This window comes from Ruania halotolerans, from assembly GCF_021049285.1.
Lineage (GTDB): Bacteria > Actinomycetota > Actinomycetes > Actinomycetales > Beutenbergiaceae > Ruania > Ruania halotolerans.
This window is the reverse complement of sequence record NZ_CP088017.1, coordinates 2,484,502-2,500,045: the sequence shown is the minus strand read 5'-3', so window position 1 is coordinate 2,500,045 and position 15,544 is coordinate 2,484,502. Positions and strand designations below refer to the sequence as shown.

Sequence of the window (15,544 nt, the reverse complement as noted above, 5' to 3'; positions counted from 1 at the left end):
GCGAATCATCGCTATTATGCTCACAAACAAGCATTCCACGAAGGGTTGACACGTGTCGGACACAGCAGCTTCACTCTCGGGACGATCACAGACGGCGATCGAGGTAGTCTCTCAGCCGGACGTGTGGGAGTGGGCCCTCTCGCAGCATGGGGATGCGGCAGGACTGCCCGCGTCCGGTGAACGTGTGGCCGTGGTGGGCTGCGGAACCTCGTGGTTCATGGCGCAGTCGTATGCCTGCCTCCGGGAGAGCGCAGGGCAGGGCGTGACGGACGCCTTCACCGCCTCCGAGTTCCCCGCAGGGCGCTCCTACGACCGCGTGGTCACGATCTCGCGATCCGGTACCACCACGGAGATCGTGCAGCTGCTGAGCCGCACCTCGATCCCGAGCGTGCTCATCACCGCCGTGGGTGCAGGCCCAGCGGCCGCCTATGCCGGCCACGAGATCGTGCTGGACCAGGCCGATGAGACATCCGTGGTGCAGACCAGATTCGCCACCACTGCGCTACTGGTGCTCCGTGCGAGCCTGGGTGAGGATCTCACCGGCGCCATCGCGGACGCGCGCACCGCCCTGACCGCCCCGATCGATCCAACCTGGGTGGAGGCAGACCAGATCAGCTTCCTCGGCACCGGCTGGACCATCGGCCTCGCGCACGAGGCAGCCCTGAAACTCCGCGAGTCCTCTCAGTCCTGGACCGAGTCCTACCCGGCGATGGAGTACCGCCACGGCCCCATCTCGATCGCTCAGCCCGGGCGCGTGGTCTGGGTCTTCGGCGCCCCGCCAGAGGGACTCGTCGGCGACGTCGACGCAACGGGTGCCACGATCGCCGTCAGCGAACTCGACCCGTTGGCCCACCTCGTGCTCCTGCACCGCACTGCTGTGGCCCGATCAGAAGCTCGCGGGCTGAACCCGGATACCCCTCGCCACCTCGCCCGCGCCGTGATCCTCCCCACGGACGACTGATGCCCGCCGGCGATGAGAGGGCCCCTGCCCCCGCAGCGGACGCCACAGCCCTGGGCGTGGATGTCGGTGGCACCACCATCAAGGTGGGGCGTGTGGGCACCGACGGCACGCTCAACGACACCCGGACCCTGCCGACTCCCCGAGACCCGAACCAGCTCGCTGACGCCATCGCGGTGGAGGTCGAGAAGACGCCGGAAGACGCAGTCGGCGTGGTCACTCCCGGTATCACCGATGAGCAGAGTGGCGTCATCTCCTTCGCCGCCAACCTCGGCTGGCGGGACGTGCCGATGCGGCAGATCCTCGAAGAACGCCTCGGTCAGCCCGTGGCACTAGGCCACGATGTGCGCGCTGGTGCGCTCGCAGAGTCGCTCTGGGGCGCCGGAGCCACTGACATGCTCTTCATCCCGCTGGGCACCGGGATCGCGTCTGCGCTGGTGCTCGACGGTGCCGTCCGCGGCACCGGGTGGGCCGGCGAGATGGGGCAGGTGCTGGTGCCTGACCTGGATGAGCCCGTGCCCTCGGGACAGAGCCGCGCCAGCGTTCTACTGCGCCGACCGTTCGAACAGATCGCCTCGGCGTCGGCGATTGCTGCCCGGTATGCCCGCGCGACCGGCGGTGAGGATGTCTCGGGCGGTGCCGCCCATGTGCTCGACCTGGCCGCTGGTTCGGCCCAGCGACCTGTGGACCCGATCGCGGCGGAGATCGTGCGCACTGCCATCGAAGCGCTCGCCGATGTGCTCGCCCAGGCGGCCGGGCTGCTCGGACCGGTGCCCATCGTGCTCGGCGGGGGACTCGCCCGTGCAGGCGAGACGATCCTTGCGCCGCTGCGCGCCGAACTCGCCGAGCGCCTACCCGCCGAGCTGCGGCCGCCCGTCCGGGTCGCTGCCCTCGGATCCTGGGCCGGCTGCCTGGGCGCCGGTGCCCTCGCGCTCGACCTGGGAGGAAGACGATGATCGTCACCGTCACCCCCAACCCCGCGGTGGACATCACCTATGCGGTCCCGCAGTTGCACCACGGTGCGGTACACCGCGTGCGGCAGGTGAGCGACTCGGCCGGCGGGAAGGGGGTGAACGTGGCGCGGGTGCTCGCGGGCTTCGGGCGGAGGGTGAGTTGCTCCGGCTTCCTCGCCGGAGCGATGGGGGAGTACCTGCAGGATCTCCTGGACCACGATCAGGTAGAGCAGGCGTGGACCCTGGTGGCTGGGGAAACTCGCCGCACGGTGACGATCGTCGAGGACGACGGACGCACGGGGGCGACCCTGTTCAACGAACCCGGCCCCACAGTGACCGGCAGGGACTGGGAACGCCTGACGCGCGCCGTCCTCACGAGCCTCGCCGACGCCGGTCTGCTCGTGATCTCCGGCTCCACACCACCGGGCACGGGTGCCGGCGACCTGCCCGCACTGGTGCGGTCCGCCGTCGGCCAGGACATCCCGGTGATCGTCGACACCTCCGGCCCTGCCCTCCTGGAGGTTGCCGCCGCCCGGCCCACTGTGGTCAAGCCGAACATCGACGAGGTCCGCGAAGCGACCGGGATCGAGGACCCGATCGCGGCTGCACGGGATTTGATCACCCGAGGCGCACATGCCGTACTGGTCTCCCGCGGCAGCGACGGCGTACTGCTGGTGACCGCCCACGGTGCCTGGCAAGCACGCCCGCCCGCCCCGATCACGGGGAACGCCACCGGTGCCGGGGACGCTGCCGTAGCGGCTCTCGCGATGGCCGTGGCCGACGGCGCACGGGGCGGCGATCTGGCCGCGCACCTGCCAGACGTGGTGGCCCTGTCCGCCGCCGCCGTCCTGATGCCCACCGCCGGTGCGGTGGACCACGACGCCTATGACCGCATGCGAACCTCGATCCACACGGAGACCGCCGATGCCGCTGACTGACCTGACCACTCTTGCTGCTCGCCTGCGTGCCGAACGCTCCGGGCTCGGCGCCTTCAATGTGGTCCACCTCGAACACGGCGAGGCGTTCATCGCCGCCGCTGAGCGTGCCGGTCGACCGGTGGTGCTGCAGGTGAGCCAGAACGCCGTGAAGTTCCACGGGTCGCTGGCCCCGCTCGGGACGGCGGTGCTCGCCCTGGCCCGGGCGGCGTCGGTGGAGGTGGTGGTGCACCTGGACCACGCCGACGACGTCAGCCTGGTCCGCGAGGCGATCGACCTGGGATTCACCTCAGTGATGTACGACGGGTCGAAGTTGGCGTATGAGGAGAACCTCGCCACCACGACCGAGGTGGTGCGCCTGGCACACGAACGCGGCGTGTCCGTGGAGGCCGAGCTGGGGGAGGTCGGCGGCAAGAATGGCGTGCACGACCCGTCCACCCGCACCGACCCGGCGCAGGCGGCGCAGTTCGTGGCCGAGACGGGGGTCGACCTGCTTGCCGTGGCCGTGGGGTCCTCGCATGCGATGACGTCCCGCGGCGCCGTGCTGGACACCGACCTGATCGCCGAGATCGCTGCGGCCGTGACGGTGCCACTGGTGCTCCATGGCTCATCCGGGGTGAGTGACGAGGGGATGCGCGCGGCGATCGATGCAGGGATGACGAAGATCAACGTGTCGACCCACTTGAACCGCATCTTCACCGAATCGGTGCGTGCGTCCCTCGATGCGGACCCGGGCCTGGTGGATTCCCGGACGTGGTTCCGCCCCGGTCTGCAGGCGATCAGCGCCGAGGTGGAGCGACTGCTGCGCTGGTACGCCTAAGTCGTCCCAGCACGAGGACGCAGCACGGCTGCCCGCCCCACCGTCTCTAGACTGGAAGCCATGCGTCCACCCCGTTCCGCTGCCCTGCTCGAGACCATGCGCACCCGAGTGGTGGTCGCCGACGGCGGGATGGGCACCATGATCCAGGACGCCGCTCTCACCCTGGAGGACTTTCAAGGGCTCGAGGGTTGTAACGAGATCCTCAACGTCACCCGCCCCGAGGTGATCGAGTCACTGCACGATCAGTACTTCGCCGTCGGTGTGGACTGCGTGGAGACGAACACCTTCGGTGCGAACGCCTCCAACCTCGGCGACTACGACATCATCGAACGCATCGGTGAACTCGCCGAGGCAGGGGCTGCCATCGCGAGGCGCAGCGCAGAGTCGCACACCACCGGCGACCACCCGCGCTGGGTGCTCGGCTCGATGGGCCCGGGTACCAAGCTGCCCAGCCTCGGACACACCACCTACGCCTCGCTGAAGGCGTCCTTCGCCCAGCAGGCCGCTGGCCTGATCCGCGGCGGCGCGGACGCCCTGCTGGTCGAAACCAGCCAAGACCTGCTGCAGACCAAGGCGGCTATCAACGCCTGCAAGCAGGCCCAGGCCGAGACGGGCCTGGAGGTGCCGATCTTCGCCCAGGTGACCGTGGAGACCACCGGCACCATGCTGATGGGCTCCGAGATCGGGGCCGCGCTCACCACACTGTCTGCCCTGGGCATTGACGCCATCGGCCTGAACTGCGCCACCGGGCCCGCCGAGATGAGTGAGCACCTGCGCCACCTGGCCAAGCACTCCCCGGTCCCGGTCACCTGTATGCCGAACGCCGGCCTGCCGGTGCTCGGCAAGAACGGTGCCGAATACCCGCTCACCCCGGACGAGCTCGCCGCCGCGCACGAGCAGTTCACCCGTGAGTTCGGCCTCTCCCTCGTCGGTGGGTGCTGCGGTACCACCCCCGAGCATCTCCGCGCCGTCGTGGACCGGGTGCGTGGGCGGGCCGTCGTCGATCGTCACCCCGAGCCCACACATGGTGTGGCGAGCCTGTACGCCCACACCGACTTCGACCAGGACGCCTCCTTCCTCGCGATCGGCGAGCGCACCAACGCGAACGGTTCCAAGGCGTTCCGGGAGGCGATGCTGGCCGAGAACTGGGACGAATGCGTCCAGATCGCCCGCGCGCAGACCCGTGACGGCGCCCACCTGCTGGACGTCTGCGTGGACTACGTGGGCCGGGACGGCGTGGCCGATGTGCGCGAGGTCGTCTCCCGTCTGGCCAGCGCCTCCACGTTGCCGTTGATGATCGACTCCACGGAACCGGCCGTGATCGGTGCCGGGCTCGAACTGGTGGGCGGGCGCGCCGTGGTGAACTCGGTGAACTTCGAGGACGGCGACGGCCCGGACTCGCGGTATGCGCGGATCATGCCGCTCGTGGTCGAGCACGGCGCCGCCGTGGTGGCCCTGACCATCGACGAGGAGGGGCAGGCCCGGACGGCCGAGCACAAGGTGGCGATCGCCTCCCGCCTGATCGACGACCTCACGGGCACCTGGGGAATGGCGGTGCAGGACATCATCGTGGACACTTTGACCTTCCCGATCGCCACCGGCCAGGAGGAGACCCGGCGTGATGCGATCGAGACGATCGAGGCAATCCGCGAGTTGAAGCGCCGCTATCCGGGGGTGCACACCACCCTCGGCGTCTCGAACATCTCGTTCGGCCTCAATCCGGCCGCCCGCGTGGTGCTCAACTCCGTGTTCCTGCACGAGGCGGTCGAGGCCGGGCTGGACTCGGCGATCGTGCACGCCGCGAAGATCCTCCCGCTCGCTTCCATCCCCGATGAGCAGCGGCAGGCCGCCTATGACCTGGTCTGGGATAAGCGGGTCTACGACGGAGAAGCGCTGACCCACGACCCGCTAGCTCACCTGCTGGATGTGTTCTCCGGGGTCGACTCCGCCGCCCTGAAGGATGCTCGCGCTGCTGAGCTCGCGGCGCTGCCGCTGGACGAACGGTTGGCCCGCCGCATCATCGACGGCGAGATGAAGGGCCTGCACGCAGACCTGGACGCCGCCCTCGAACAGGGCTGGAAGGCGCTCGACATCGTCAACGACCAGTTGCTCGCCGGGATGAAGGTGGTCGGGGAGCGGTTCGGCAAGGGTGAGATGCAGCTGCCCTTCGTGCTGACCTCCGCGGAGACCATGAAGACCGCCGTGGCGCACCTGGAACCCCACATGGAGAAAGTCGAGGCGGGCGGCGGCAAAGGCACCATCGTGCTCGGCACGGTGCGCGGGGACGTGCATGACATCGGCAAGAACCTGGTGGACATCATCCTCACCAACAACGGCTACACGGTGGTCAACATCGGGATCAAGCAGCCGGTGTCCGCCTTCATTGAGGCTGCCCAGGAGCACCAGGCCGACGTGATCGGGATGAGCGGCCTGCTCGTGAAGTCCACGGTGGTGATGAAGGAGAACCTCGAAGAGCTCAACTCCCGCGACCTGGCCGGCACCTACCCGGTGCTGCTCGGCGGCGCGGCGCTGACCCGGGTGTACGTCGAGGACGATCTCGACGAGGTGTACGACGGTCAGGTGCGCTACGCCCGGGACGCCTTCGAAGGGCTGCGCCTGATGGAGCCCCTCGTGCGGGTGGCACGGGGAGAGGCACCGGACGCCGTCGGGCTGCCGGAACTGAAGAAGCGCCGGCATGCGAAGGTGACGGTGGAGGAGACCCCGCTGGAGGACCTCCCCACTCGCGCGGACGTGGCCATCGATAACCGGGTGCCAGAACCGCCGTTCTGGGGCACTCGGATCGTCAAGGGAATCGCGCTCGCGGAATATTCCTCATTCCTGGACGAGCGGGCCACGTTCATGGGGCAGTGGGGGCTCAAGCCCGGCCGCGGTGAGGGCGGCTCATCCTACGAGGAACTGGTGGAGACCGAGGGGCGCCCGCGGCTGCGCGAGTGGATGGCCCGGGTTGCCACCGAGGACATGCTCACCCCAGCCGTGGTGTACGGCTACTTCCCGGTGGTTGCCGATGGTGACGATGTGGTGTTGCTGCACCACGAGGGGCCCGACGGCGGAAGTGGCGGTCAGCCAGGTACCGAACGGATGCGATTCACTTTCCCCAGGCAACGGCGCGACCGGCACCTGTGCTTGGCAGATTTCGTGCGACCTCGCTCGTCCGGCCAGACCGATGTGCTCGGGGTGCAGCTGGTGACCATGGGGTCCGGGGTGGCGAAGCACACGGCGAAGCTGTTCGAGGCGAACGCCTACCGCGAGTACTTGGAGCTGCACGGGCTCTCAGTGCAGCTCACGGAGGCGCTCGCGGAATACTGGCACGCCCGGGTGCGCGACGAGCTCGGTTTCGCCAATGAGGACCCGGCCGACCTGGAGGGCATGTTCAAGGTGGACTACCGGGGGGCGCGGTACTCCTTCGGCTATCCGGCCTGCCCGGACCTGGAGGATCGGGCGAAGATCATCGAGCTGCTCCGCCCGGAACGGATCGGGGTGACGTTGAGCGAGGAACTACAGCTGCATCCGGAGCAGTCCACCGACGCGCTGGTGTTCCATCACCCGGAGGCGAAGTACTTCTCCGTGTGAGGCGGGCGGTGGGTCATTGCCATGATCGGAGCGTCCTCATCGCGGTGGTCTCAATCGTGGCGATGTCCTCCAGTACCTGGCTCGCCTCCCACAGGTGCACCGGGTCTCCTGTGGTTCCCGCATGTTCGATGAGGCCTGCGGCTGTTGTCCAGAGAAGGGCGGACTCGGCAATGCGGTCCCGGGCCTGTGTGAGGAGGTCGACGCTCGGCCCCTGCCCCGACGCTGTCAGCAGCGCGTGGGACTCGGTGAGGAAGTCCCGGTAGAGATTGCGGAACAGAGCGCCGCCAGTGCCTGCCCGTTCCATCAACGTGGCGATGACGGGGAGATCGCGTCCGGGGTCCTCGACCCGGTCGAACCAGGAGCGCATACGTGTGGCCGCCGTGCGGATTCCCCGGTTGCCCAGGTTGGCGATCGGGGGCGTGAGGAACGCCTCGGCGCACGCAGTGATCGCGGGAATGATCACCGAGACGAGGTGTTCGGGGGTCGTCCTGCTCGATTCCGGCACCCCCAGGGTGAAGGACCGGTGGCGGGCTGACATCGGGCCCTTCGCGGCTCGTGCGCGGGCCAGGCTGTCCAGGCTCGTGGACACGCGGCCACCCTGCTGCGCGGTGTCGACCAGATATGCGCGCTCGTCGTCGTATCCATACATCGCGGCGACATGTCCGGCAAAGTGCACGCGGGTGGTGAAGTACTCCAGGTCATGGCTGTCCAGCTGCAGGCCGATGGGATGGCCGCGGTCGATCGAGGCGCGAACCTGGTCCCAGGCCTTGCGAGGCGATGTCGTCTCGTGCACCTGGAGGTCAAGCGTGAGACGCGTGGCGAGATTCTGGGTGAGCACGAACGGCTTCACCCGTCCGCCCAGGAACGGCAGACGTTGCGACGTCGAGTCCCAGTAGACGAAGGACAACCCGGACGCCAGTCCGAAGATCATGGGTTCAGAAAGGGTGAGTCCGGAATGAGCCAGGAGCACACCGAGCGCCGTCGTCTCGCAGTGCAGTCCGCCTGAGGTCGGGACTCCGTCAACGATCGTCATGCCGCGATTCGCGGGGGCGGTCTCGTCAGTCATCGGATACCTGGACTCGGGCAGCGAGCCACGACCTTTCCGCCTCCAGGAGGCTGAGGGAGTAGGAGAAGACCTCGTGTGCGGGACGTGGGAGGGGCGCTTGCGATTGCGTGGCTTCCACGACTGCGGCGATGCGATCGTCGAGCTGGATGAGCCTGCAGCGGAGCGCCTCGTCGTATGCGCCTTCGGGCAGGAGCGGCAGGTTGGCCAGTCCGACCAGGACCGGGTGCGGGACCACCGAGAGTTCGGCGATGAATGCCCGCGAGGCATCGGCTGCGACGCGCTCTCCCTCTGCGGTGGCCCGGAACACGCGCCGAGACTTGCTGCCGGTGCCGGCCGCATCCGCGTGCAGGAGGTCCCGCTTCTCGAGCTTGGCCAGCAGGTAGTAGATCGAGGAGAAGCCGATCTCCGTCCACTGCCGGATGCCGCGTTGTTCGATGACCCGCTCCAGGTCATAGCCGTGCCGGGGTTGCTCGACGACGAGTCCCAGGATGGTCAGCTCGGAAGGGGTCAACTCCATCGGTCTATTCTAGCAATAGAATAGCGAGGATGGCGTGGCTCTCGCCCGGGCTGGCGTGGCCCTCTCGTCCGGGAGTGAGGGGGCGCCGTTCATGCGCCCTGGGCGTCAGCTGCCCGCGCGGGCCACCGTGGTCCCCCGCACGATGAGCTCGGTTTCCAGCTCGCGCACCACCGGATCCTCGGGGGCGGGGGAGAGGGCCACCTCGAGCGCCATCACACCCATGTCGCGCAATGGCAACCGGACCGAGGTCAGATCCAGGTCCCGCGAGACGGCGATGTCGTTGAACCCGGCGACCGCGATCTCCTCGGGAACATCTCTGCCGTGATCCCGCAGCCACGACGTTGCTCCAATGGCCATCTGGTCGGCGGTACCGACCAGGGCGGTGATCTCCGGATGGGCCTCGAGTAGTTCGCCGGCACCCAGGTAGCCCTCGTCCCGGGTGGGTGCGCCGTGGCGCAGATGGAGACGGCCACCTGCGCCGTCGATGGACTCGCGAAGACCGTTCAGTCGTTCCACCGTGGAATTGACCTCCGCAACACCTGCCAGCACCCCGACCTCCCGGTGGCCCAGGCCTGTCAGGTGACGCCCCAGGTCCTGCGCGCCGCCGGCGTTATCCGCGAGGACTCGGTCGACGTCGATGAGTGGATGACCGATCGCGACGACGCGTCCACCGCTGCGTTCGAAGGAGCGCACGCGCCCCGTCATCCCTTCGATGTACCGCGCATCCTGCAGACCGGAGCCGGCAATGATCACGATCCCGGTGCGGTGTGCCTGAAGCAGCCGGAAGTAGGCCAGTTCGCGATCCACATCACGCTCGGTATTGCAGATCGTGACGAGCAGGTGGCGGGCGGTCGCGACGTCCTGGACGCCGTTGACGATCTCGGAGAAGTACGGGTCATCCACCGTCCCGACGAGCACGCCGACCGTCCCTGGGTTCCCGGTGAGCAGCCCCTGCGCCTGCGCGTTCGGGACGTAATCCAGCTCATCTGCAGCTGCGAGCACCCTGGTACGTAGCTGCTCGGCCACGGGGTAATCGCTGCCGGAGAGCACTCGTGAAGCGGTCGGGACCGACACTCCGGCGTGGCGCGCGACATCACGCAGGTTGGTCATGGCACGAGGGTAGAGCAACGCCGCGGCGTGGATGTGCGCCAGGGAGGGTGGCGCGCGAACGCCTTGACGGCAGTGCGGCCTTCCCCTACGGTCCTTCTTAAACCCCTAAGAAAAGGCTTTCTCATGACGAGCTCCGCACCGACGACGTCGCGCGGGCGTCTCACATCCCGGCTCGGCCCGGCCTTCATCACCGCCGCGCTGATCTTCGGGCCCGGCAGCATCACCACCACGAGTTCCCTGGGCGCCCAGTTCGCCTACGACCTCATCTGGGTGCCGGTCGTTGCCACCGTCCTCATGCTCTGCTTCGTGGACCTCTGCGTGCGCATCGGACTCAGCACGGATGCCGGGCCGATCGAGACGATCCGGCGGCGGTTCGGGCGCATCGTCGCGATCGGAGTCGGGCTGGGGGCATTCGCGGTGACAGCCAGCTTCCAGGGCAGTAACTCCGTGGGTACCGGGGCAGCCATGTCGGTGCTCTTCGACGGCAACCCCACCCTCTTCGCAGCACTGTTCACCCTGCTCGCAGTCGGCTTCCTCTGGCTCCCTGCCTTCTACCGCCGCCTGGAACGGGTGATGGTGGTGATCATCCTCGCGATGCTCGCGATCTTCCTGGTCACCCTCATCGTCTCCCAGCCGGACTTCGGTGCCGTGCTGCGCGGACTTGTCCCACGTATCCCGAGCGGCTCCTCCGCGCTCGTGGTGGGCGCCGTCGCCACCACGTTCTCGGTCGTCGGTGCGCTCTACCAGATCCAGCTCGTCCGGGAGAAAGGCTGGACAGTTGCGGACTACCGCACGGCCCGGCGGGACGCGATCACGGGAACCCTCATCCTCGGCAGCCTCTCCTTCGCCATCATGATCGCCGCGGCGGCCGTGTTGCACCCGCAGGGGGTCACGGTCACCTCACCGGCGGATATGGCTTCCATCCTCGAACCCGCCATCGGCGGCTGGGCCGCCGTCCTCTTCGCACTTGGACTGTGGGCAGCAGCGTTCTCCTCGCTACTCGGCAACTCCACCATCGGCGGCAGCATGCTCGCCGGAGCATTCGGTATCGAAGGCGGCGGGCTGAACTCACGCCCGGTCAAGATCTGCATCACCGCAGTGATCGTGATCGGCGGGATCGTGGCCGTGGTGTTCGGTGGGCTCCCGTTGCCGCTGATCGTCACCGCCCAGGCCGTCACCATCTTCGTGGTCCCACTGATCGGGCTCGTGCTGCTCCGACTGAGCCGCGCCCCCGAACGAGGCGAGCTGCGGGTGCCAATCGCACAATTCGTCCTTGCCGTCGTGGGCGTGATCTTCCTCGTCCTGCTCGCCATCACCTACCTCAGGAACCTGCTATGACCGTCACGCCCACCACGCCGATCGAGGCACCCACCGACGAGCACGGGCTCGACGAACTGCTCTCTCGACCCACCGACGGGGTCGGCGCCGCGCTCGCCGCGCTCGGTGGCGACATCGTGATCCTCGGTGCCGGAGGCAAAATCGGGCCGAGTATGGCGATGATGGCCCGCCGCGCACTGGATGGCGCCGGGTCCGATGCCCGGGTGATCGCCGTCTCCCGGTTCTCCGACCCGGCCGGTGCGGACCTGCTGCGCGACGCCGGTGTGCACGTCCATCGCGCCGATCTGGCTGCTCCGGAGTCCTATGCCGATCTTCCCGATGCCGCGGGTGTGTTCTTCCTTGCCGCGATGAAGTTCGGCACCACGAATGCCGAACACCAGACGTGGTGGTCCAATGCCGCCATCCCGGTGCTCACCGCGAACCGCTACCGCGGTGTGCCGACGATGGTCTACTCCACCGGCAACGTCTACCACCTCACCCCGCTCGCCGGCGGTGGGTCGGTCGAGGCGGACACCCCGGCACCGGTGGGGGAGTACGCCCAGTCCGCACTCGCCCGGGAACGACTCTTCACGAATGCGGCGCACACCTGGGGAACACCGGTGACCATCTACCGGCTCAACTACGCCTGCGAGCTGCGCTACGGCGTGATCGCCGATATCGCCGCCACCATGGCATCCGGTGAGCCGGTGGACGTCACCATGCCTGCGGTCAACGTGGCCTGGCAGGGCGATATCAATGCCTGGGCGCTGCGCTCCATCGCGGTGGCGGGAGTGCCGCCGCACATCCTCAACGCCACTGGACCGGAGACCGTCTCGGTGCGCCGCCTGGCCATGTTGCTGGGTGAGGAGATGGGCATCGAACCGCAGTTCACCGGCACCGAGTCCGCGGACGCGCTGCTCAGCGATGCCGGGCCCTGCCACGAACTGTTCGGCTACCCGTCGGTGCCGCTGCGCCGGCTGGTCCGGTGGGTGGGCCGATGGGTCGCCGACGGCGGCCGTCAGCTCGGGAAGGCCACCAAGTTCGCCCAGCGGGAGGGGAAGTTCTGATGACAGATCTCTCCGCGCGGCTGTCGGCCGGAGTCGCCATCCCCGCACACCCGCTGGCGCTCACCCCCGACGGGACCCTCGACGAGCGCGCACAACGCGCCCTCACCCGCTACTACCTCGACGCGGGTGTGGACGGTCTCGCGGTCGGCGTGCACACCACCCAGTTCGAGTTGCACGAGGACCGCGAGGCGCTGGTGGACGTGTGGCGGCTCGCTGCCGAGACGGCTGCCGAAACGGGTGCTGGGACGGCTGCCGAGGCTGAGGCTGCGGGCACCGGGAGCACGAGCACTGGGCAAACTGAGAGCAGTCGAGTGGGCTCGCCGCCGATCCTCATCGCCGGAATCGTCGGCGATACCACCCAAGCCGTCGCCGAGGCCGAGCGGGCCGCCGCACTCGGCTACCAGGCCGCACTGCTGTGCCCGTGGGGGATGGCCGATCGCAGCGAGGACGCCCTGCTCGAGCGCGCCCGTGCGGTCGGTGAGGTGCTCCCCACGATCGGCTTCTACCTGCAGGAGAGCGTCGGCGGACAGCGCCTGAGCCGCGACTACTGGCAGCGTCTGTTCGACCTGGAATCCGTGGTGGCCGTCAAGACGGCACCGTTTGACCGCTACCGGACCAACGACGTGGCGCAGGTGCTGCTCGCACACGAGCGATGGGACGCCGTCGTGCTCCTCACCGGCAACGACGACTCGATCGTGCATGATCTGCTCACGCCCACCCGAGGGTATGGCCGGGAACTGCGGGTACGCGGCGGACTGCTCGGGCAATGGGCGGTCGGTGCCCGGGCGGCCGTGGACCTGGTCGCGCAGGTGCGGGCGGCCGTCGACGCGGACTCGGTGCCGATGGATCTGCTCGCGCAGGCGAACGCGCTCGTGCAGGTCAACGCGGCCGTCTTCGACGTCGAGCACGACTTCGCCGGTTGTGTGGCCGGGGTGAACGAGGTACTCCGCCAGCAAGGACTGCTCACCTCGGCACGCTGCCTGTCTGATCGGGAGCGGCTCTCACCCGGCCAGGCCGACCTGATCGCTCGGGTGCGTGCGGACTACCCGGAGCTGCTCGACGAGGAGTTCGTGGCCGAACACCTCCAGGACTGGCTGCGTTGACGGCCAGGCCGCCCCTGCGCCGTCGGCGAGTTCAGGACGTGAGCGGCTCGATACCGAACACCAGCTCGCGACCCTGACGGAACGGCTCGACCAGCTCGACGTTCTCGTAGGAGGGGCCACCGGGGATCCCGGACTCACTGGCCCAGTAGGAGGCCCGGGCGTTCACCAGCCCTTGGATCGCCGGGTCGGGGTCGGCTGCGCGCCAGTACTGCACGGCCCGATCGCCCTGGAAGTGCCAGTTCGGCCGGACGTCGTCGGCGTAGGTGACGTTCACCGGATCTGCTTCGTCCGGACTCGCCGCGAACAGCACGCCGTCGGCGGTGCGGACCAGTTCGTCCACCCCGAAGCGGGCGTGCGGGGTGAAGTGGTGCCTCGAGGAATCCGCTCCGGGGAAGTCCGGCCACAGCTCGCCTGGCGTGACGATCCGATCGGCCAGGCGCAACAGCCGCAACCGGGCGTAGTTACCCATCGTGGCCGTGGTGATCACCTGGTCGAGCGGCACCGAGGACTCCCGGGCGAAGGTGGCGATCGCCACTTCGTGAGGCTGGTCGGCGCGGAAGGTGAGGCGCAGGGACACCTCGGCCCCGTTGGCGAACGGCTCCACCTGCACGTACACACGAAGATGCGGGACGCCGTCGGTGGTCTCGATCACACCCTGAGCGGGTTCGGCCGGCTCGCGCGGACTCGTGTCGGCGGGGTCATTGCTGGACCAGAACCGCTTGCCCGGGGAATCGTCCAGAGCGGAGTGTTCCAACTCGGAGAACCCGCGGCTGGTCTGCCCGGCGGGGATCGGCTCCACTGCAATGAAGTTCATCATCCGCTCGCGCGGCTGGTTCAGGTACGGGGTGTAGATCCGCAGCAAGCCGCGGGGGCCGGGGAGTGGGTGCAGGCCCACTTGGAGTCCTGCGGCGTGCCCCCACCGCGGCTCGGCGGGCCACCTGCGGGCCGGTTGCAGGAATGGGCCGGAGACCTCGGGCAGGGTGGTGGCGTCGTCGCTCATCCTGAGCAATCCTACGCGGCGACCTCCTGCGCCAGCCCTTCCAGGATGTCGGCACCGGGGAGCGCGGCGAGTACGTCGCCGGGAAGCAGGATCTTCGAGCCACGGATCCCGCTGCCGATAATCGCCGGGCCGGCGCTGATCCGAGCATCCAGCAGCACTCGGTAGTCGGCCGGTAGTCCGATCGGGGTGATCCCGCCGTACTGCATCCCTGAATCGTCCACGGCGCGATCGGTCGGTAGGAAGGACGCCTTGCGCACGTCCAGGAGCCTCTTGATGGTGGAGTTCACATCCGCCCGGGTGGTCGCCCGGACCACCGCGGCCGCGATCCGCTCGGCGCCGCTGCGCTTGCCGGCCACCAGCACACAGTTCGCCGAGGCCTCCAGCGGGAGGTCGTAGGCGGCGGTCATATCGGCCGTGTCGGCCAGGTCCGGATCGATCTCGGCCACGAGCACCTGCCCGACGGCGTCCGGTGCGTCCTGCGCCCATCTCGCCAACGCTTCGGCGACCGGACCGGCCAGCAGGTGGGGGTGGTCCAGGGCAGGGGCCCAGTCAAGAGTGCCGAATCGCATCAGCGCTGATAGGTCGCGGTCAGCACGCCACGGGCGATGGTGTGGAACAGGGCCAGGAAACTGGCCTTGGTGGCGCTGTCCTCCGGGCTGAGTTCCAATGTGGGCACGTCCAGGGCATGCACAGCGAAGACGTACCGGTGCTTGCGGTCTCCGGGAGGAGGCGCGGCGCCCTCGTAGGCGTAAGCACCGCCGTCGGTGCGCAGGTGGAACGCGGCACCGGGCAGGGCGATGTCGCTCTCGCCGGCGCCCGCCTCCAGTGAAGTGACAGAGGAATCCAGATCGGTGACGGTCCAATGCCAGTATCCGGCCGGCGTGGGGGCATCCGGGTCGAAGCAGGTCACCAGGAGGCCTTGGGTGCCCTCCGGGGGGTCCGTCCAGGTCAGGGCGGGGGAGATGTTCTCACCATCGGCGGCGTGCCGTGGGTCCATCGCGGCGCCCTCGGTGATGTCCGGGCTGCTCAGAGCGAAGGTGGGGACTGTGGGCAGGATCTCGTAGGGGTGCGGGGCCAGGGGGCGGTCCAGGTCCATGACATCTCCTC

At 68.6% G+C, this 15,544-nt stretch carries 14 protein-coding genes; 8 read left to right on the top strand and 6 right to left on the bottom strand.

The genetic code is table 11. The features are described from left to right. Window positions 1–52: 52 nt before the first annotated feature. From LQF10_RS11035 to metH, 5 genes are read left to right on the top strand one after another with little or no spacing between them, the layout of a single operon-like run. On the top strand, window positions 53–961 hold the full coding sequence (locus LQF10_RS11035) for an SIS domain-containing protein (protein ID WP_231063904.1): 909 nt from the start codon (window positions 53–55) through the stop codon (window positions 959–961). After that, window positions 961–1,914, top strand: a complete 954-nt coding sequence (locus LQF10_RS11030; RefSeq protein ID WP_231063903.1) for an ROK family protein — start codon at window positions 961–963, stop codon at window positions 1,912–1,914. Before LQF10_RS11035 ends, LQF10_RS11030 begins: the two co-directional genes overlap by 1 nt. After that, window positions 1,911–2,849, top strand: a complete 939-nt coding sequence (locus LQF10_RS11025; protein ID WP_231063902.1) for a 1-phosphofructokinase family hexose kinase — start codon at window positions 1,911–1,913, stop codon at window positions 2,847–2,849. The genes LQF10_RS11030 and LQF10_RS11025 overlap by 4 nt, the downstream gene beginning before the upstream one ends. Continuing rightward, the gene (locus tag LQF10_RS11020; RefSeq protein WP_231063901.1) at window positions 2,836–3,666 is read left to right on the top strand and encodes a class II fructose-bisphosphate aldolase; all 831 of its coding nucleotides are present in this window, start codon (window positions 2,836–2,838) and stop codon (window positions 3,664–3,666) included. The genes LQF10_RS11025 and LQF10_RS11020 overlap by 14 nt, the downstream gene beginning before the upstream one ends. A 60-nt stretch (window positions 3,667–3,726) precedes the next feature. Beyond that, window positions 3,727–7,257, top strand: a complete 3,531-nt coding sequence (gene metH / locus LQF10_RS11015; RefSeq protein WP_231063900.1) for a methionine synthase — start codon at window positions 3,727–3,729, stop codon at window positions 7,255–7,257. Window positions 7,258–7,270: 13 nt separating this feature from the next. Here the strand turns inward: metH and LQF10_RS11010 are convergent, their stop codons facing one another. The 3 genes from LQF10_RS11010 to LQF10_RS11000 all read right to left on the bottom strand — a co-directional run bounded on the left by LQF10_RS11010 (window position 7,271) and on the right by LQF10_RS11000 (window position 9,950). Further along, window positions 7,271–8,323 carry a BtrH N-terminal domain-containing protein gene (locus LQF10_RS11010; protein ID WP_231063899.1) on the bottom strand — a complete coding sequence of 351 codons (1,053 nt, stop codon included), beginning with the start codon at window positions 8,321–8,323 and terminating at the stop codon, window positions 7,271–7,273. Further along, window positions 8,316–8,840, bottom strand: a complete 525-nt coding sequence (locus tag LQF10_RS11005; RefSeq protein ID WP_231063898.1) for a PadR family transcriptional regulator — start codon at window positions 8,838–8,840, stop codon at window positions 8,316–8,318. Before LQF10_RS11005 ends, LQF10_RS11010 begins: the two co-directional genes overlap by 8 nt. Before the next feature lie 105 nt (window positions 8,841–8,945). Next, a complete protein-coding gene (locus LQF10_RS11000; RefSeq protein WP_231063897.1) occupies window positions 8,946–9,950 on the bottom strand; it encodes a LacI family DNA-binding transcriptional regulator in 1,005 nt (334 codons plus the stop codon). A gap of 123 nt (window positions 9,951–10,073) precedes the next feature. Between LQF10_RS11000 and LQF10_RS10995 the strand changes: the two genes are divergently transcribed. The 3 genes from LQF10_RS10995 to LQF10_RS10985 are packed head-to-tail and all read left to right on the top strand — an operon-like array spanning window position 10,074 to window position 13,437. Beyond that, window positions 10,074–11,288, top strand: a complete 1,215-nt coding sequence (locus tag LQF10_RS10995; RefSeq protein ID WP_231063896.1) for an Nramp family divalent metal transporter — start codon at window positions 10,074–10,076, stop codon at window positions 11,286–11,288. After that, window positions 11,285–12,334: an NAD-dependent epimerase/dehydratase family protein gene (locus LQF10_RS10990; protein WP_231063895.1), complete on the top strand. Its 1,050-nt coding sequence runs from the start codon at window positions 11,285–11,287 to the stop codon at window positions 12,332–12,334. The genes LQF10_RS10995 and LQF10_RS10990 overlap by 4 nt, the downstream gene beginning before the upstream one ends. Then, window positions 12,334–13,437, top strand: coding sequence for a dihydrodipicolinate synthase family protein (locus LQF10_RS10985; protein WP_231063894.1), 1,104 nt, complete (start codon window positions 12,334–12,336; stop codon window positions 13,435–13,437). The genes LQF10_RS10990 and LQF10_RS10985 overlap by 1 nt, the downstream gene beginning before the upstream one ends. Before the next feature lie 31 nt (window positions 13,438–13,468). On the opposite strand, the gene LQF10_RS10980 is transcribed toward LQF10_RS10985, so the two are convergent. Genes LQF10_RS10980 through LQF10_RS10970 form a run of 3 tightly spaced genes read right to left on the bottom strand, consistent with a single transcriptional unit; the run spans window position 13,469 to window position 15,533 of the window. Beyond that, on the bottom strand, window positions 13,469–14,437 hold the full coding sequence (locus LQF10_RS10980) for a hypothetical protein (protein WP_231063893.1): 969 nt from the start codon (window positions 14,435–14,437) through the stop codon (window positions 13,469–13,471). 11 nt (window positions 14,438–14,448) lie between these two features. Then, a complete protein-coding gene (locus tag LQF10_RS10975) occupies window positions 14,449–15,006 on the bottom strand; it encodes a YbaK/EbsC family protein (RefSeq protein WP_231063892.1) in 558 nt (185 codons plus the stop codon). After that, window positions 15,006–15,533, bottom strand: a complete 528-nt coding sequence (locus LQF10_RS10970) for a YbhB/YbcL family Raf kinase inhibitor-like protein (protein WP_231063891.1) — start codon at window positions 15,531–15,533, stop codon at window positions 15,006–15,008. The genes LQF10_RS10975 and LQF10_RS10970 overlap by 1 nt, the downstream gene beginning before the upstream one ends. Window positions 15,534–15,544 lie beyond the last annotated feature (11 nt).